The 16,673-nt window shown below is 60.0% G+C and carries 15 protein-coding genes and 1 tRNA gene; 7 read left to right on the top strand and 9 right to left on the bottom strand.

Annotated elements, in window-relative coordinates; translation table 11 throughout:
- Positions 1-8 precede the first annotated feature (8 nt).
- From tolB to nadA, 7 genes are all read left to right on the top strand, one after another.
- Complete coding sequence (gene tolB / locus J2Y39_RS12800; RefSeq protein ID WP_164488347.1) at positions 9-1,289, top strand: Tol-Pal system beta propeller repeat protein TolB; 1,281 nt, start codon at positions 9-11, stop codon at positions 1,287-1,289.
- A 52-nt stretch (positions 1,290-1,341) separates the two neighbouring features.
- The gene (gene pal / locus J2Y39_RS12795) at positions 1,342-1,839 is read left to right on the top strand and encodes a peptidoglycan-associated lipoprotein Pal (protein ID WP_003178634.1); all 498 of its coding nucleotides are present in this window, start codon (positions 1,342-1,344) and stop codon (positions 1,837-1,839) included.
- Between the two features lie 6 nt (positions 1,840-1,845).
- Positions 1,846-2,685 carry a tol-pal system protein YbgF gene (gene ybgF / locus J2Y39_RS12790; protein WP_024014085.1) on the top strand — a complete coding sequence of 280 codons (840 nt, stop codon included), beginning with the start codon at positions 1,846-1,848 and terminating at the stop codon, positions 2,683-2,685.
- A 167-nt stretch (positions 2,686-2,852) separates the two neighbouring features.
- Positions 2,853-3,500: a 7-carboxy-7-deazaguanine synthase QueE gene (gene queE / locus J2Y39_RS12785; protein WP_041479789.1), complete on the top strand. Its 648-nt coding sequence runs from the start codon at positions 2,853-2,855 to the stop codon at positions 3,498-3,500.
- A gap of 1 nt (position 3,501) precedes the next feature.
- Positions 3,502-4,194, top strand: a complete 693-nt coding sequence (gene queC, locus J2Y39_RS12780; RefSeq protein ID WP_041479788.1) for a 7-cyano-7-deazaguanine synthase QueC — start codon at positions 3,502-3,504, stop codon at positions 4,192-4,194.
- A 64-nt stretch (positions 4,195-4,258) separates the two neighbouring features.
- Positions 4,259-4,334: transfer RNA gene (locus tag J2Y39_RS12775), tRNA-Lys, on the top strand.
- Between the two features lie 272 nt (positions 4,335-4,606).
- Positions 4,607-5,665: a quinolinate synthase NadA gene (gene nadA / locus J2Y39_RS12770; protein ID WP_016773509.1), complete on the top strand. Its 1,059-nt coding sequence runs from the start codon at positions 4,607-4,609 to the stop codon at positions 5,663-5,665.
- A gap of 178 nt (positions 5,666-5,843) precedes the next feature.
- Here nadA and J2Y39_RS12765 read toward each other — a convergent pair whose 3' ends face one another.
- The 9 genes from J2Y39_RS12765 to arcC form a co-directional block, all read right to left on the bottom strand.
- The gene (locus tag J2Y39_RS12765) at positions 5,844-6,332 is read right to left on the bottom strand and encodes an RDD family protein (RefSeq protein ID WP_016773510.1); all 489 of its coding nucleotides are present in this window, start codon (positions 6,330-6,332) and stop codon (positions 5,844-5,846) included.
- Between the two features lie 97 nt (positions 6,333-6,429).
- A complete protein-coding gene (locus J2Y39_RS12760; RefSeq protein WP_003227496.1) occupies positions 6,430-6,642 on the bottom strand; it encodes a cold-shock protein in 213 nt (70 codons plus the stop codon).
- Between the two features lie 403 nt (positions 6,643-7,045).
- Entirely contained in the window at positions 7,046-8,170 is a 1,125-nt protein-coding gene (gene gcvT, locus J2Y39_RS12755) for a glycine cleavage system aminomethyltransferase GcvT (protein WP_150741945.1), read from the bottom strand.
- A 110-nt stretch (positions 8,171-8,280) separates the two neighbouring features.
- On the bottom strand, positions 8,281-9,657 hold the full coding sequence (locus tag J2Y39_RS12750; RefSeq protein ID WP_056787927.1) for an L-serine ammonia-lyase: 1,377 nt from the start codon (positions 9,655-9,657) through the stop codon (positions 8,281-8,283).
- Positions 9,658-9,863: 206 nt separating this feature from the next.
- The gene (gcvP, locus tag J2Y39_RS12745) at positions 9,864-12,716 is read right to left on the bottom strand and encodes an aminomethyl-transferring glycine dehydrogenase (protein ID WP_310217982.1); all 2,853 of its coding nucleotides are present in this window, start codon (positions 12,714-12,716) and stop codon (positions 9,864-9,866) included.
- A gap of 11 nt (positions 12,717-12,727) precedes the next feature.
- The gene (gene gcvH / locus J2Y39_RS12740; RefSeq protein WP_150741947.1) at positions 12,728-13,111 is read right to left on the bottom strand and encodes a glycine cleavage system protein GcvH; all 384 of its coding nucleotides are present in this window, start codon (positions 13,109-13,111) and stop codon (positions 12,728-12,730) included.
- A gap of 451 nt (positions 13,112-13,562) precedes the next feature.
- Positions 13,563-15,071, bottom strand: coding sequence for a sigma-54-dependent transcriptional regulator (locus J2Y39_RS12735; protein ID WP_095181474.1), 1,509 nt, complete (start codon positions 15,069-15,071; stop codon positions 13,563-13,565).
- Positions 15,072-15,317: 246 nt separating this feature from the next.
- The gene (locus J2Y39_RS12730; protein ID WP_041479784.1) at positions 15,318-15,680 is read right to left on the bottom strand and encodes a DUF5064 family protein; all 363 of its coding nucleotides are present in this window, start codon (positions 15,678-15,680) and stop codon (positions 15,318-15,320) included.
- 62 nt (positions 15,681-15,742) lie between these two features.
- The gene (gene arcC, locus J2Y39_RS12725) at positions 15,743-16,672 is read right to left on the bottom strand and encodes a carbamate kinase (protein ID WP_056787936.1); all 930 of its coding nucleotides are present in this window, start codon (positions 16,670-16,672) and stop codon (positions 15,743-15,745) included.
- Position 16,673 lies beyond the last annotated feature (1 nt).

Raw genomic sequence — 16,673 nt, 5'->3', positions numbered from 1 at the left:
TTCGAGGAATGCTGGTCGTGATCTGCTGCATGGCAGGGATCGCGACGGCAGATGAAAAGAACATTCTGGTCACCAGCGGCAGCGATCGGGCCACTCCGATCGCCGTCGTACCGTTCGGCATGCAGGGCGGCGCCGTGTTGCCTGACGACATGGCTGAAATCATTGGCAACGATTTGCGCAACTCGGGCTATTACTCGCCGATTCCGAAAGCCAACATGATCAGCCAGCCAAGCCAGCCGAGCGAAATCATCTTCCGTGACTGGAAGGCGGTGGGTGCTCAGTACATGATGGTCGGCAGCATCGCTCCAGCGGGCGGTCGTCTGCAGGTGCAGTGGGCGCTGTTCAACGTCGCCACCGAGCAGAAAGTGGCGGACGGCAGTGTTTCCGGTACGACCGACCAGATCCGTGACATGGCGCACTTCATCTCCGATCAGTCGTTCCAGAAGCTGACCGGCATTGAAGGTGCCTTCTCGACGCGCCTGCTGTACGTGACGGCCGAGCGTTTTTCCGAGAAGAACACGCGCTACACCCTGCAGCGCTCCGACTATGACGGTGCCCGCGCAGTGACTCTGCTGCAATCGCGCGAGCCGATCCTGTCGCCGCGTTTTGCACCGGACGGCAAGCGTATCGCCTACGTGTCGTTTGAGCAGAAGCGTCCGCGTATCTTCATGCAGAACATCGACACCGGTCGCCGTGAGCAGATCACCAACTTCGAGGGCCTCAACGGCGCGCCAGCCTGGTCGCCGGATGGCAATCGCCTGGCGTTCGTTCTGTCGAAAGACGGTAACCCGGACATCTACGTGATGAACCTCGGTTCGCGTCAGATCAGCCGCGTAACCAATGGTCAGGGCATCAATACCGAACCGTTCTGGGGCAAGGATGGCTCGACCATCTACTTCACCTCCGACCGTGGCGGCAAGCCGCAAATCTATAAAACCAGCGTCGGTGGCGGTGGTGCCGAGCGTGTGACGTTCGTGGGCAACTACAACGCCAACCCGAAACTTTCGGCTGATGAAAAGACTTTGGTGATGATTCATCGTCAGGATGGCTTCACCAATTTCAAGGTGGCAGCTCAGGATCTGCAGCGAGGTAGTGTAAAGATCCTCACTGATAGCACTCTGGACGAGTCACCTACTGTTGCGCCCAACGGCACCATGGTAATCTACGCCACCCGCCAACAGGGCCGGGGAGTCTTGATGCTCGTGTCCATTAATGGACGCGTGAGGCTCCCGCTTCCTACCGCTCAAGGCGAAGTCAGAGAACCGTCCTGGTCCCCTTACCTGAAGTGAGCGGGCGCTACACGTTTTACTTAACACACTGGGGTTCATTAGGAGTTTCACGATGGAAATGCTGAAGTTTGGTAAATTTGCTGCGCTGGCTCTGGCCATGGCTGTAGCTGTAGGTTGCTCGTCCAAAGGCGGCGACAACGCCGGTGAAGGCGCTGTTGATCCAAACGCTGGTTACGGCGCAAACACCGGTGCCGTTGACGGTTCCCTGAGCGAAGAAGCTGCTCTGCGCGCAATCACCACCTTCTACTTCGAATACGACAGCTCGGACCTGAAGCCAGAAGCCATGCGCGCTCTGGACGTTCACGCCAAAGACCTGAAAGCAAACGGCGCTCGCGTTGTTCTGGAAGGCAACACCGACGAACGTGGTACTCGTGAGTACAACATGGCACTGGGCGAGCGTCGTGCGAAAGCCGTTCAGCGCTACCTGGTACTGCAAGGTGTTTCCCCAGCTCAGCTGGAACTGGTTTCCTACGGCGAAGAGCGTCCAGTTGCTACCGGCAACGACGAGCAGTCCTGGGCCCAGAACCGTCGCGTCGAACTGCGTAAGTAATTCGATATGCGAACGTGCCGTCGTGCTGTAACTGTTCTGGCTCTCAGCCTTGCGCCGCTTGCGGCGTGGGCTGCGGTTCCTGTGGTCGATGACAACTCCGGTTATAACAATAGCGGGAGCAGTTATCCGCCTGCGGGTTACGGTACGAACGGCGCCTATGCCGGGGGAGCGGCTTCGGCCCCTGCCTCGGCACAAGGCATGCTGTTCAACCAATTGCAACAGATGCAGGACCAGATCTCGCGCCAACAGGGCGTGATCGAAGAACTGCAGAATCAGGTTTCGCGCATGAAGCAGGAATCCCTGGAGCGATACCAGGATCTTGATCGGCGCATAGGATCCGGCGTTGCACCAGCCGCGACTCCCGAGAATTCTTCTGCCGGTGGCGATGCAAGTGCTGCTGCCGGTGCTGCCGCAGGCGCGGGTGCTGCTGCGGCAGCCCAGGCCCCTGCTGCGGGTAGCGAACCGGCTGATCCGGCCAAGGAAAAGCTGTATTACGATGCCGCTTTCGACCTGATCAAAGCCAAGGATTTCGACAAGGCCAGCCAGGCCTTCGCCGCTTTCCTGCGCAAATACCCCAACAGCCAGTACGCGGGCAACGCTCAATACTGGTTGGGCGAAGTGAACCTGGCCAAGGGTGATCTGCAAGGTGCAGGTCAGGCCTTTGCCAAGGTTTCGCAGCTGTATCCCAAGCACAACAAAGTGCCGGATTCGCTGTACAAGCTGGCTGACGTAGAACGCCGCCTCGGTCATACCGACAAGGTCAAAGGCATTCTGCAGCAGGTGGTGTCCCAATATCCGGGCACTTCCGCCGCGCAGCTGGCCCAGCGTGATTTGCAGCGCATGTAAGCCTGTTCATCCGTGTTTTGAAGAAACCCGCGCTTGTCGCGGGTTTTTTCGTTAGAATTCACGCCCTTTTTCTGAAACACGCTTCTTGTGGTCTACGCGTTGGCGGGATTGCCTGAAGTGCCTGACGGAGGCGGACAGCCTGTTTAGCTGTTACGCCCGTGGCGACTATGCAAGACACATTGAGAATCACCGAAGTTTTCTACTCGTTGCAGGGGGAAACTCGGACTGCCGGGCTGCCCACGGTTTTCGTGCGCCTGACCGGTTGCCCGTTGCGTTGCCAATACTGCGACAGCGCTTATGCGTTCAGCGGCGGCACCGTCCGTACCCTCGACGACATCCTTGAGCAAGTGGCCGGATATCGTCCGCGCTACGTCTGTGTCACCGGCGGTGAGCCGTTGGCTCAGCCGAACGCCATTCCTTTGCTTGAACGGTTGTGTGATGCCGGTTACGAGGTGTCGCTGGAAACCAGCGGCGCCCTCGACGTGTCCGCCGTCGATCCGCGTGTCAGTCGCGTCGTCGACCTGAAAACGCCGGGCTCGAAAGAAGCCCATCGCAACCGTTACGAGAACATCGAACTGCTGACCCGCAACGATCAGGTGAAATTTGTCATCTGCTCGCGGGAAGACTATGACTGGGCGGTATCGAAACTGATCCAGTACGGGCTTGATAGACGTGCGGGTGAAGTGCTTTTCTCCCCAAGTCATCATGACCTCAATGCCAGGGATCTGGCGGATTGGGTGGTGGCAGATAACCTGCCAGTGCGGCTGCAACTGCAGTTGCATAAATATCTATGGAATGATGAGCCGGGGCGCTGAGATGATTGAACAACTGAACACTACCGAAAAACGTGCCGTTATCCTGCTTTCGGGCGGCCTCGACTCGGCCACCGTCGTGGCGATGGCACGCGCCGAAGGCTACGCCTGCTACACCATGAGCTTCGATTACGGCCAGCGCTCCCATGCTGAATTGCATGCCGCCGCCCGCGTTGCTCGCGATCTGGGAGTGGTCGAGCACAAGGTCATCGGATTGAACCTCAATGGCATGGGCGGCTCGGCGCTGACTGACACCAGCATCGATATTCCGGAAGAGCTGGGCGAAGGCATTCCGGTGACTTATGTGCCGGCGCGCAACACCGTGTTTCTGTCGTTGGCGCTGGGCTGGGCCGAAGTGCTCGGCGCGCGCGACATCTTCATCGGCGTCAATGCAGTGGATTATTCCGGCTACCCGGACTGCCGTCCCGAGTTCATCGAGTCGTTCGAGCGCATGGCCAATCTGGCGACCAAGGCTGGCGTGGAAGGCAATGGCTTCCGCATTCAGGCGCCACTGCAAAACCTGAGCAAGGCGCAGATCGTCCAGGCTGGCGTGAAGCTGGGCGTGGATTATGGCCTGACGGTTTCCTGCTATCAGGCAGACGATGACGGCCGCGCCTGCGGCAAATGTGACAGCTGCCGCCTGCGTGCTGAAGGCTTCGCGGCGGCGGGTGTGAGCGATCCAACTCCTTATTTTTAATCTTTTTCAAAAAAAGGTGTTGAATAGTCCTTAAAAATCAGTATTATACGCGCCACCACACAGCGGGTCGTTAGCTCAGTTGGTAGAGCAGTTGGCTTTTAACCAATTGGTCGTAGGTTCGAATCCCACACGACCCACCATATTTGGCGGTTTAGAAAATCCGGAAGGCCCACGAAAGTGAGGATTTCCGGGTTTTTTTTTGCCTGCAATTCGGGCGTTCGATGTTTCAGTGCGACCCGACCTGATACAGGTCAGAATCATCTTTTGTCTCAACGGGATATTCTGTAGCCTTGCGCAGCTTCAACGCTGTCCCGTGCCTGATGATACTCACTCTCCCGGCGGTACCCTCTAGCGGTCCGGAGCCGGGTGTATACTCGACTTTCGCGCGAATGCGCCTGCAGGTCTTGCGAACATGACGCAGATTTCCGAACGCCTTCTGGTTCAAGCCCACCTCGACGCCAAACAGCCCAAACCGCTGACGGCAGAAGAGGAGGCTTATTACCGTTCCGCCATCGCCGCCGAGCTCAAGGCTCAGGACGCGGTGCTGGTTGCCCACTTTTATTGCGATCCGGTGATTCAGGCCCTGGCCGAAGAGACCGGCGGCTGTGTATCCGATTCCCTGGAAATGGCCCGCTTCGGCAATGCCCATCCGGCCAAGACCGTGGTGGTCGCCGGCGTGAAGTTCATGGGCGAGACTGCAAAGATTCTCAACCCGGAAAAACGCGTGCTGATGCCGACCCTGGAGGCGACGTGCTCGCTGGACCTGGGATGCCCGGTCGATGAGTTCTCGGCGTTCTGCGACCAGCACCCGGAACGCACCGTGGTGGTTTATGCCAATACTTCCGCCGCCGTGAAGGCGCGGGCTGACTGGGTGGTGACTTCGAGCTGCGCACTGGAAATCGTCGAAAGCCTGATGGACAACGGCGAGACGATCATCTGGGGCCCGGACAAGCATCTGGGCACCTACATTCAGCGCAAGACCGGCGCCGACATGCTGCTGTGGGACGGTGCTTGCATCGTCCATGAAGAATTCAAGTCCAAGCAGCTCGAAGACATGAAGGCGCTGTACCCGGACGCGGCGATTCTGGTGCATCCCGAGTCGCCGACTTCGGTGATTGAGCTGGCGGATGCCGTCGGTTCCACCAGTCAGTTGATCGCGGCCGCGCAAAGCCTGCCGAACAAGACCCTGATCGTCGCTACCGACCGTGGCATCTTCTACAAGATGCAGCAGCTGTGCCCGGACAAGGTCTTTATCGAGGCGCCTACCGCCGGTAACGGCGCCGCGTGCCGCAGTTGTGCACATTGCCCGTGGATGGCCATGAACACCCTTGAGCGCACGCTCAAGAGCTTGAAAGAAGGCACCAACGAGATCTTTGTCGATCCGGCGCTGATTCCCCAAGCGATCCGCCCGTTGAAGCGCATGCTCGACTTCACCCAGGCAGCGCGGATGAAATTGGCCGGTAACGCCTGAGTGAACCCCTTGTATGAGTGAGCCCTGTGGTGAGGGGATTTATCCCCGTTGGGTGGCGAAGCCGCCCTAAATCAAACACCGCGGCGTATCAGGGATACCGCGTGGGCTCCTTTACGACTACTACGCAGCCGGACGGGGATAAATCCCCTCACCACAGGCCGACTCTTGAGCATGGAAATTATTTGCTCTTCTTCGGGATCCGCACCACACGCGTATCCGAATAGATGTCGTGCCAGGTGCGTTTCTGCTTGTCGAACAGCGACCAGAAGAACCCCAGCCCGATACACAACCACGACGCGATCGACACCATAAAGCGCAGCAGCGCCTGCCACAGGCTGATCGCTGTGCCGTTGGCGTTCTGCACGCGGATCCCCCACACCTGCATACCGAGCGTCTGCCCGCCATGGGTCCAGAACTTGGCGAAGAAGCCGAACAACACCAACAGCAGCACCGTGGAGTAGAGTGGATCGCCATCGAGCTGGCCGGCATCGGTCATCACTCGCAGACGCTCTTCGCCAATGATCGCCGCCTGGATCAACTTGTAGATGAATCCGGTGACAATCAGCAGGGCGGTGCACAGCAGGAAGTCGTAGAACATTGCCGCCAGACGACGACCGAGAGCAACGGGAGGAAAGTCCCCTTGCGGCGTGAGCAGGTGTTTCGACATGGCAGCCTCGGGACGCGAATGGAAGCGCCATTTTACGGATTAGCGCGTACAAAAAAGCCCCTGATATCAATATCAGGGGCTTTTTCGTATCAGAAGATCAGGCTTCTGCTTGTACTTCGTCAGCCTGCATGCCTTTCTGGCCTTGCACGGCAACGAAAGTCACCTTCTGGCCTTCTTTCAGGCTCTTGAAGCCGTTGCCCTGAATGGCGCGGAAATGTACGAACAGATCCGGACCGCTTTCTGGAGTGATAAAACCAAAACCTTTCTCGTCGTTAAACCACTTGACGGTACCGCTCTGACGTGTGGACATTTCTTATTTCCTTTGACGCATAAATTGATGACAGCCCCTTTCACATGAAAGAGTACTGGAGCTGGTTGCAAGGAGTAAGAAGACGTCGAGCGGGATGTAGCTAACTTGTAGGCTACTGCCCAGGTCACGATTCCAAGCTGACCCATGCAAACACAGTGGACAAACTCTACGCCAACTACGGGAGAAAAAACAAGCCCTGCGAAGGCCCCGGTTTTACTGCTCTTCATGGCAGTTCGTCAGTTAACTAGTTGAGTCTTAGACGATTGCCTGGTTGTATTTTCAGCAAACGTTATAAGCGACGTTCATATCCGAAAAAGATGTTAAAAAACGCACTGTTTTATGGCGATTGCGTTACACATTAGTGCACGCATAACGCAATCGCGTTACTTATAGAAACAGTCGATCAACCGCGATAGTAGCGTTGTGGAACAAATGGCATTTTGCTTACAAGCATTTGCACCTTTTTCCCACGGACGATGGCCCATACGGGCGTATCGAGCGTGACGTAGGCGCTGTCGAGGTAACCCATCGCCAATGGCCCGCCCAAGGTTGGACCAAAGCCGCCGCTGCAGACGCTGCCGATGATCTCGCCGGCCTCGTTGACGATCTCTGCGCCTTCACGCACCGGGGTACGCTCCTGTGGCAGCAGGCCGACGCGTTTGCGTGCGACGCCGTTCTGTTGCTGCGCGAATATCTGCTCGGCGCCCGGGAAACCGCCGGCCCGCGCGCCATCGGCGCGGCGGGGCTTGGAGATCGCCCAAAGCAGGCTGGCTTCGATCGGCGTGGTTTCGGTGTTCATGTCATGGCCGTACAGGCACAGGCCGGCTTCCAGACGCAGCGAGTCGCGGGCGCCAAGACCGATGGCCTGAACCTCTGGTTCGGCGAGCAGGGCGCGGGCGAGTTTCTCCGCTTCAGCGGCCGGTACAGAGATTTCGAAACCGTCTTCACCGGTGTAGCCCGAACGGCTGACAAAGCAGTCCACGCCCAGCAACGACACACGGTTGAACTGCATGAAGGTCATCTTCGTCACGTCCGGCGCAAGACGCGCCAGCACCGTGACGGCTGCCGGACCTTGCAGGGCGAGCAGGGCGCGCTCTTCGAACAGCGCCGTAATGGTGCACTGATCGCCGATGTGTTTTTGCAGATGCGCGAGATCCTGATCCTTGCACGCGGCGTTGACCACCAGGAACAACTCGTCATTGCCCAGATTGGCAACCATCAGGTCGTCGAGGATGCCGCCGCTTTCGTTGGTGAACATCGCATAACGCTGCATGCCCACCGGCAGGTCGATGATGTCCACCGGCACCAGGGTTTCCAGGGCTTTGGCCGCATTGGCACCGGTCAGACGAATCTGGCCCATGTGCGAGACGTCGAACAGCCCCGCCTGTTCGCGGGTGTGCTGGTGTTCTTTCATCACCCCGAGCGGATATTGCACGGGCATGTCGTAGCCGGCGAACGGCACCATGCGCGCGCCGAGTTCGAGGTGCAGTGCGTGCAGCGGGGTTTTCGAGAGTTGTTCGGTGGACATGCGTGGCTCCTTTGAATTTGGGTTGCGGGTGAGAGGCAAGATCAAGAGCCCCTCACCCCAGCCCTCTCCCGGAGGGAGAGGGAGCTAGTTACGTTTGGCTGAGTTGGTAATCAGCATTCGATAATGTTGACCGCCAGGCCGCCGCGGGCGGTTTCCTTGTATTTGCTTTTCATGTCGGCGCCGGTCTGGCGCATGGTGCGAATGACTTTGTCGAGGGAGACGAAATGCTGGCCGTCGCCACGCATGGCCATGCGCACGGCATTGATGGCTTTCACCGAACCCATCGCATTGCGCTCGATGCACGGGACTTGTACCAGGCCGCCGATCGGGTCGCAGGTCAGGCCGAGGTTGTGTTCCATGCCGATTTCCGCGGCGTTCTCGACTTGTTGCACGCTGCCGCCGAGCACTTCGCACAGAGCGCCGGCCGCCATTGAACAGGCCACACCGACTTCACCCTGACAACCGACTTCGGCGCCGGAGATCGAAGCGTTTTCCTTGTAAAGAATGCCGATTGCGGCAGCGGTCAGCAGAAAACGCACGACACCGTCGTCATTCGCCCCGGGGATAAAACGCATGTAGTAATGCAGCACCGCCGGAATGATCCCCGCCGCGCCATTGGTGGGCGCAGTGACCACGCGTCCGCCATTGGCGTTTTCTTCGTTGACCGCCAGTGCATAAAGATTGACCCAGTCGAGCACCGACAACGGATCGCGCAGGGCCGATTCCGGGTTCTTGCACAATTGCCGATGCAGCGCCGCCGCCCGGCGTTTGACCTTCAAACCGCCCGGCAAGATACCTTCGTTACGACAGCCAGCAGCGACGCAGTCCTGCATCACCTGCCAGATTTTCAGCAGGCCGGCACGGGTTTCGGCTTCCGGGCGCCAGGCGCTTTCATTGGTCAGCATCACCTGGCTGATCGACAGCCCGTACGTAGCGCAATGAACGAGCAAGTCCTTGGCGCTTTTGAAAGGGAAGGTCAGTGGCGTGGCGTCTTCGACGATGCGATCGGCACCGGCCGCATCTTCATCGACGACAAAACCACCGCCAACCGAGTAGTACTCGCGACTGCGAATCTGAATCCCCGCCGCATCGAAGGCGCGAAAGATCATGCCGTTGGGGTGATAGGCCAACGGCTTGCGGATCATCGCCAGATGTTCTTTCTCGTTGAACGCAATGCAGTGTTCGCCGAGCAGGTTCAAGCGGCCGTTGCCGCGAATTTCCTGCAGGCGCGCGGCGACGGTTTCGGTGTCGACTGTGTCCGGGTGCTCGCCTTCAAGGCCGAGCAGCACGGCTTTATCGCTGCCGTGACCTTTGCCGGTAGCACCGAGCGAACCGTACAGCTCGACACGCACGCTGGCGGTGCTGGTCAGCAGGTTTTCACGGCGTAAGCCCTCGGCAAAGCGCGCAGCCGCGCGCATCGGGCCGACGGTGTGAGAACTGGAAGGACCGATGCCAATCTTGAACAGGTCGAACACGCTTAACGACATGAGTGGTTCTCCGGTTTCTTGTTATAGGGATTGGCGCAGTTTTTGAGATCGGTGCAGATCCCTTGTGGGAGCGAGCCTGCTCGCGAAAGCGTCGGATCAGCCACCATTTACGTTGACTGAAATGGCGCCTTCGCGAGCAGGCTCGCTCCCACAGGGGGATCTAGGGTATTGCTGAAATCGGGGCCGATATTCAGCCCCTCATTCCATTAAGCGTAGCTTTCGATCGACGGGCAGGCGCAGACCAGGTTGCGATCGCCGAAGACGTTGTCGACACGGCCGACCGGCGGCCAGTATTTGCCTTCGATCAGCGACGCGACCGGGTAAACGGCTTGCTCACGGCTGTACGGGTGGGTCCATTCGCCGACCAGTTCCGCTGCGGTGTGCGGGGCGTTTTTCAGCGGGTTGTCTTCCTTGTCCAGCGTGCCGTTTTCCACTGCGCGTATTTCCTCGCGGATGCGGATCATGGCGTCGCAGAAGCGGTCCAGTTCTTCCTTGGATTCGCTTTCGGTCGGCTCGATCATCAATGTGCCGGCGACCGGGAACGACATGGTCGGCGCATGGAAGCCGAAGTCGATCAGGCGCTTGGCGACGTCATCGACGCTGATGCCGCTGCTGTCTTTGAGTGGACGCAGATCGAGGATGCACTCGTGCGCCACCAGGCCGTTGCTGCCGGTGTACAGCACTGGGTAATGCTCTTCGAGGCGGCGGGAAATGTAGTTGGCATTGAGGATCGCCAGCTGCGAAGCGCGTTTGAGACCGGCGCCACCCATCATGCGGATGTACATCCAGGTGATCGGCAAAATACTTGCGCTGCCGAACGGTGCCGCGCAGACCGCGCCTTCCTTGCGTTCCATCTGGCCGTGGCCCGGCAGGAACGGGGTCAGGTGCGACTTGACGCCGATCGGGCCAACGCCCGGGCCGCCACCGCCGTGCGGGATGCAGAAGGTTTTGTGCAGGTTCAGGTGCGAAACGTCGCCGCCGAACTTGCCCGGTGCGCAGAGGCCGACCATGGCGTTCATGTTGGCGCCGTCGATATACACCTGGCCGCCGTTGTCGTGAATGATCGCGCAGATTTCGCGGATGCCTTCTTCGAACACGCCATGGGTCGACGGGTAGGTGATCATCAGCGCGGCGAGGTGTTCGCGGTGCTCGATGGCTTTGGCGCGCAGGTCTTCGATGTCGACGTTGCCACGGGCATCGCACGCGGTGACGACCACACGCATACCAGCCATTTGCGCGGTGGCCGGGTTGGTGCCGTGGGCCGACGACGGGATCAGGCAGATGTCGCGGCGCTCATCGCCACGGCTCTGGTGGTAGGCGCGGATCGCCAGGAGACCTGCGTATTCACCTTGCGAACCGGCGTTCGGTTGCAGCGAGATCGAGTCGTAACCGGTGGCGGCGCAGAGCATCGCTTCCAGCTCATCGGTCAGTTGCTGGTAACCGGCGCTTTGTGCGGCCGGGGCGAACGGGTGCAGTGCACCGAATTCGGGCCAGGTCACCGGGATCATTTCACTGGCGGCGTTGAGTTTCATGGTGCACGAGCCTAGCGGAATCATGGTGCGATCCAGCGCCAGGTCTTTGTCCGCCAGTTTGCGCAGGTAGCGCATCAGCTCGGTTTCCGAGTGATAACGGTTGAACACCGGGTGGCTGAGAATCGGCGACTGGCGCACCAGCGCAGCAGGGATGGTGCTCTGCACCGAGGCGGCCAGCGCAGCGAAGTCCGGCAGGGCCTTGCCGTCAGCGAACAGGCCCCACAGGGTTTCGATATCAGCCTGAGTGGTGGTTTCGTCGACCGACAGGCCCAGACGTTCGGCGTCGATCACGCGCAAATTGATCTGCTCAGCATGCGCCTTGTCGTGCAGCGCGGCGGTGTGCGCGCCGGTGGCAACGGTCAGGGTGTCGAAGAAGTTTGCCTGCTCGACTTGAGCGCCCAGCGCGGTCAGGCCCTTGGCCAGAATCGCGGTCAGGTGATGCACGCGGTTGGCGATCTGCGTCAGGCCTTTCGGGCCGTGATAGACGGCGTACATGCTGGCGATGTTGGCCAGCAGCACTTGAGCGGTGCAGATGTTCGAGGTGGCCTTTTCGCGGCGGATGTGTTGCTCGCGGGTCTGCATCGCCAGACGCAGGGCCGGCTTGCCGAAACGGTCAACCGAAACACCGACCAGACGCCCCGGCATGTCGCGCTTGAACGCATCTTTGGTGGAGAAGTAAGCGGCGTGCGGGCCACCGAAGCCCAGCGGCACGCCGAAGCGTTGCGCCGAACCGATGGCGACGTCGGCACCGAATTCGCCCGGTGCGGTGAGCAGGGTCAGGGCGAGCAGGTCAGCGGCCACGGCCACCAGAGCGTTGGCGGCGTGGAAGCGCTCGGTCAGTTCGCGGTAGTCGAACACATCACCGTTGCTCGCCGGGTATTGCAGCAGCGCGCCGAAGAACGGCGTGACGTCAGTCAGTTCGCGCTCATCGCCCACGACCACGTCAATGCCGAGCGGCTCGGCACGGGTGCGCAGCACGTCGAGGGTCTGTGGATGGCTGTGGATCGAGGCGAAGAACTGGTGGCTGCCCTTGTTCTTGCTCAGGCGTTTGCAGAAGGTCATGGCTTCGGCAGCGGCGGTGGCTTCGTCGAGCAGCGAGGCGTTGGCGATCGGCAGGCCGGTGAGGTCGCTGATCATGGTCTGGAAGTTCAGCAGCGCTTCGAGACGGCCCTGGGAAATTTCTGGCTGGTATGGGGTGTAAGCGGTGTACCAGGCCGGGTTTTCCAGCAGGTTGCGCAGGATCGGCGACGGCGTGTGGCAGTTGTAGTAGCCCTGGCCGATGTAGGTTTTGAACAGTTGGTTTTTGCCAGCGATGGATTTGATCATCGCCAGGGCGTCGGCCTCGCTGAGGCCGTCGTCCATGCCCAGCACGCTGGTGCCCTTGATGCTTTCCGGGATGACGCTGGCGCTCAGCGCTTCGAGGGAATCGAAGCCGAGGCTGTTGAGCATGGCTTGCTCGTCACCGGCGCGCGGGCCGATGTGACGGGCGATGAATTCGTTGGCGGTGCCGAGATTGATGGCGGTCATGGGGTAATTCCTCAGGCTTCGGCTTGGGCTTTGATCAGGCGGTCATAGGCGTCCTGATCGAGCAGTTCGCCGACAGCGGCGGCGTCGCTTGGCTGGAAGCGGAAGAACCAGCCTTCGCCCAGCGGATCTTCGTTGACCAGTTCCGGGGCGTTTTCCAGCGCCGGGTTGACTTCCAGCACGTCGCCATCGAGCGGCATGTACACGCCGCTGGCGGCTTTCACCGATTCCACGGTGGCGGCTTCAGCGCCTTTTTCGTAAGCCTGCAGCTCAGGCAGTTGCACGAACACCACGTCGCCCAAGGCGTTCTGCGCGAATGCGGTGATGCCGACAGTGACACTGCCGTCGGCTTCGGTGCGCAGCCATTCGTGATCTTCAGTAAAACGCAACTCGCTCATGGAAACTCCTCAGGGGCCAGACTCGTCTGGTGGACGCGGTGGAAAGCTTGGGGCGGGGAAGCCCTTAATACATGAGGAGGCAGGTAGCAAGAATGCGGCCAAGGTTGATTTATCTATATAAATCAATGGCTTGGAGTTTTTAGGTGGGTGTCGGCAGGTTGCGCCTGTAGCGAAATCGCTACAGCTTGGGGCGAGGAGAAAAGCTTAATCGGATCAAAGCGTTGCGCAGCGCTGGTCACAGGCGGGTGTAGCGATATCGTTCCGCTGTAGCGCTTTCGGTACAGATAGAGGTCGTTTTTGAACGGATTTTGAATCCGCCATAAAACCTTGTGGGAGCGAGCCTGCTCGCGAAGACGGTGTGTCAGGCGCCAGCTATTTCGCTGATAGACCGCTTTCGCGAGCAGGCTCGCTCCCACATGGGGAATTTCCTGCAATAGGGATGCGCGGTGAGTCAGGGTTTATTGGGAATGCCGTATTTGCGCAGGCGATGGGCGATGGCGGTGTGCGAGGTTTGCAAGCGGCTCGCCAGTTGCCGGGTCGAGGGATAGCTGACGTAAAGCTTTTCCAGCAGCGCCCTTTCGAACGATTCGACCGCTTGTTCGAGACTTTCCACCTCAGTGTCGGTCTGGCGCGCGACGGAGGTGCCGGCGATGTCGAGGTCGCCGATATCGACCAGGCTGCTCTCGCAAATCGCCGCCGCACGGAAAATCACGTTCTGCAGTTGCCGCACGTTGCCCGGCCAGCGATTGCCGAGCAGCGCCGGATAAGTGCCGGGCGCCAGGCGGCAGACCGGGCGCTGGATCTGCGCACAGGCCTGCTGCATGAAGTAGCGCGCCAGCAGCAAAATGTCCTGGCCGCGTTCACGCAGCGGCGGCACTTCGACGTTGAGCACGTTGAGGCGATAGAACAGGTCCTCGCGGAACAGGCCTTCGCTGACCATTTTTTCCAGATCGCGGTGGGTCGCGCTGAGGATGCGCACGTTGACCTTCACTTCACGATCACCACCGACGCGGCGGAAGCTGCCGTCGTTGAGAAAACGCAGGAGTTTGGCCTGCAAGTACGGCGACATCTCGCCGATTTCATCGAGGAACACCGTGCCCTGGTTGGCCAGTTCCATCAGCCCTGGCTTACCGCCACGCGCCGCACCGGTGAAGGCGCCGGGGGCGTAGCCGAACAGTTCGCTTTCGGCGAGGTTCTCCGGCAGCGCCGCGCAGTTGAGGGCGAGAAACGGAGCGCTGTGCCGTGCACTGATGGCATGGCAAGCGCGGGCGACGAGTTCTTTACCGGTACCGGTTTCGCCTTGAATCAACAACGGTGCATCAAGGGCGGCGACGCGTTGCGCGCGGGCCTTGAGTGTGCGGATCGCCGGAGACTCGCCGAGCAGCGCGTCGAAGCCTTCGGCGTGATCGTGGTGCAGTGCCGAGAGTTGTTCGCCGATGCGGTTCGGTTGATACAGGGTCAGCAGGGCGCCGGCGTCGGTGATCGGCGTGGCGTCGAGCAGCAGGGTCTGGCCGTTGACGGTGATTTCGCGCAGCGGCAGGCGAAAACCGTTTTCCAGCAGGGTATCGAGCAGGCCGGGATCATTGAACAGCGCCGAGACGCTTTCACCGGCCGGTTCGCGACCGTACAGGGCAATCAACGCCGGGTTGGCCAGCAGCACCTTGCCGGCGCTGTCGAGGGCCAGCACCGGGTCGGTCATCGCCGCGAGCAGGGCATCTAGCTGCAAGTGCCGGCGCTGGCCGGGGAGGATATCGACCACGGTCACCGCTTCCACGCCGAGCACGCGAAACAGCGCATCTTTCAGTTCTTCGAGCACTTGCGGGCTGAGGGTCGGCGCGTCGATGTAGACGTTCGGCGGGATCATCTCCACCGCATCCAGATTGAGATTGCGCCCACCGAGGATAGCCAGGACTTCCTGGGTGATGCCGACGCGGTCGATGAAGCTGACGTGGATACGCATGGGGGCGGTTCAGTGATCTGTAGTGCGGAGGGGGGCAAGTATGCCTTAAATCAAAAGCCCCCTCACCCCAGCCCTCTCCCGGAGGGAGAGGGAGCCGACCGAGGTGTCTGGGGTTATGCATCGACCTGAAAGTACCGGGCGATTATGGATTCAGTGATGCAGGATCAGGCCGACGCAATGCTGCAGCATCCCCCAATCAGTCCCCTCTCCCTCCGGGAGAGGGCTAGGGTGAGGGGCTTTTGATTTTTATTCGAAATGCTCGAGGTTCACCGGATCCCCCGACTGCATATTCAACTTCTGCCGAATGTCTTCAAACATCAGATCGTAATGCTTGTGCACCGAGCCGATCTGGCTGTGGGTCTTGGGTATGCCGTACTTCTCGGCGATCCGCGTGACATCGCGGGCGAAGTTGTAGGCCTCTTCCTTGGGCAGGAAAAACGCCTCCTTCATGTCCTTGCCCTGCATGCTGCCGTGCAGGGTGAACTGAATCCCCTTGCCTTTCTGCGGGTCGGTGAACACTTCATAGTCCAGATGCACGTTGTAATTGACGTCATCGTCGGTCAACGCGTGCCGCTCGATGTGCAGATGACCAGGTTCGAACTGGGCCATTGAGCTACTCCTTTCAAGGCATGGAAGCGGAGCAGGCCTTGAGCCTGCCCCGGCGTTTATTGTTATCGGTAGCTGATCCCCGGCTTCGCCGTGCTGACCCGCGTACCGGCGGTGCCCTGGACGATGGCTTCGATATCGGCCAGCGAACCGATCACCGCGACCTTGCCAGTATGGCGCGCGAATTCGCAGGCTGCCTGCACCTTCGGTCCCATGGAGCCGGCGGCGAAACCAAGGCGTTCGAGTTCGTCCGGGTGGGCTTCGGCGATGGCTTTCTGCGTCGGCTTGCCGTAATCGATGAACGCTGCGTTGACGTCAGTGGCGATCACCAGCAGATCGGCTTCCAGTTGCTCGGCGAGCAACGACGAGCACAGGTCCTTGTCGATCACCGCCTCGATACCCTTGAGGTTACGGTTTTCGTCATACATGGTCGGAATGCCGCCGCCACCAGCGCAAATGACGATGCTGCCCTTGTCCAGCAGCCACTTGATCGGGCGGATTTCGAAGATGCGTTTCGGCCGTGGACTGGCGACGACGCGGCGGAATTTGTCGCCATCCGGGGCAATCGCCCAGCCTTTTTCGGCGGCGAGTTTTTCCGCTTCGGCTTTCTCGTAGACCGGGCCGATCGGCTTGCTCGGCTTCTTGAAAGCCGGGTCGTTGGCATCGACTTCAACCTGAGTCAGCAGGGTGGCGAACGGCACTTCGAAGTCGAGCAGATTGCCCAGTTCCTGTTCGATGATGTAGCCGATCATGCCTTCGGTTTCGGCACCGAGCACGTCCAGCGGGTATGGGGTGACAGAGGTGTAGGCCGCCGCTTGCAGCGACAGCAGGCCGACTTGCGGGCCATTGCCGTGGGCGATGACCAGTTGGTTGCCGGGATGGATCTTGGCGATTTGCTCGGTGGCGATGCGGATGTTGGCGCGCTGGTTGTCAGCGGTCATCGGCTCACCACGGCGGAGCAGGGCGTTACCGCCCAGGGCTACGACGATACGCATG

Origin of the sequence: Pseudomonas sp. 2957 (assembly GCF_031456345.1) — a bacterium.
In the GTDB taxonomy this organism is placed as follows: domain Bacteria; phylum Pseudomonadota; class Gammaproteobacteria; order Pseudomonadales; family Pseudomonadaceae; genus Aquipseudomonas; species Aquipseudomonas siliginis.
The sequence above is the reverse complement of the archived record's forward strand: the minus strand, read 5'-3'. Positions and strand labels throughout refer to the sequence as shown.

Bases quoted from the DNA above. Each gene is read 5' to 3' on its own strand.
- tolB (WP_164488347.1), top strand. From the start codon at position 9: ATGCTGGTCGTGATCTGCTGCATGGCAGGGATCGCGACGGCAGATGAA.
- pal (WP_003178634.1), top strand. From the start codon at position 1,342: ATGGAAATGCTGAAGTTTGGTAAATTTGCTGCGCTGGCTCTGGCCATG.
- ybgF (WP_024014085.1), top strand. From the start codon at position 1,846: ATGCGAACGTGCCGTCGTGCTGTAACTGTTCTGGCTCTCAGCCTTGCG.
- queE (WP_041479789.1), top strand. From the start codon at position 2,853: ATGCAAGACACATTGAGAATCACCGAAGTTTTCTACTCGTTGCAGGGG.
- queC (WP_041479788.1), top strand. From the start codon at position 3,502: ATGATTGAACAACTGAACACTACCGAAAAACGTGCCGTTATCCTGCTT.
- nadA (WP_016773509.1), top strand. From the start codon at position 4,607: ATGACGCAGATTTCCGAACGCCTTCTGGTTCAAGCCCACCTCGACGCC.
- J2Y39_RS12765 (WP_016773510.1), bottom strand. From the start codon at position 6,332: ATGTCGAAACACCTGCTCACGCCGCAAGGGGACTTTCCTCCCGTTGCT.
- J2Y39_RS12760 (WP_003227496.1), bottom strand. From the start codon at position 6,642: ATGTCCACACGTCAGAGCGGTACCGTCAAGTGGTTTAACGACGAGAAA.
- gcvT (WP_150741945.1), bottom strand. From the start codon at position 8,170: ATGTCCACCGAACAACTCTCGAAAACCCCGCTGCACGCACTGCACCTC.
- J2Y39_RS12750 (WP_056787927.1), bottom strand. From the start codon at position 9,657: ATGTCGTTAAGCGTGTTCGACCTGTTCAAGATTGGCATCGGTCCTTCC.
- gcvP (WP_310217982.1), bottom strand. From the start codon at position 12,716: ATGACCGCCATCAATCTCGGCACCGCCAACGAATTCATCGCCCGTCAC.
- gcvH (WP_150741947.1), bottom strand. From the start codon at position 13,111: ATGAGCGAGTTGCGTTTTACTGAAGATCACGAATGGCTGCGCACCGAA.
- J2Y39_RS12735 (WP_095181474.1), bottom strand. From the start codon at position 15,071: ATGCGTATCCACGTCAGCTTCATCGACCGCGTCGGCATCACCCAGGAA.
- J2Y39_RS12730 (WP_041479784.1), bottom strand. From the start codon at position 15,680: ATGGCCCAGTTCGAACCTGGTCATCTGCACATCGAGCGGCACGCGTTG.
- arcC (WP_056787936.1), bottom strand. From the start codon at position 16,672: ATGCGTATCGTCGTAGCCCTGGGCGGTAACGCCCTGCTCCGCCGTGGT.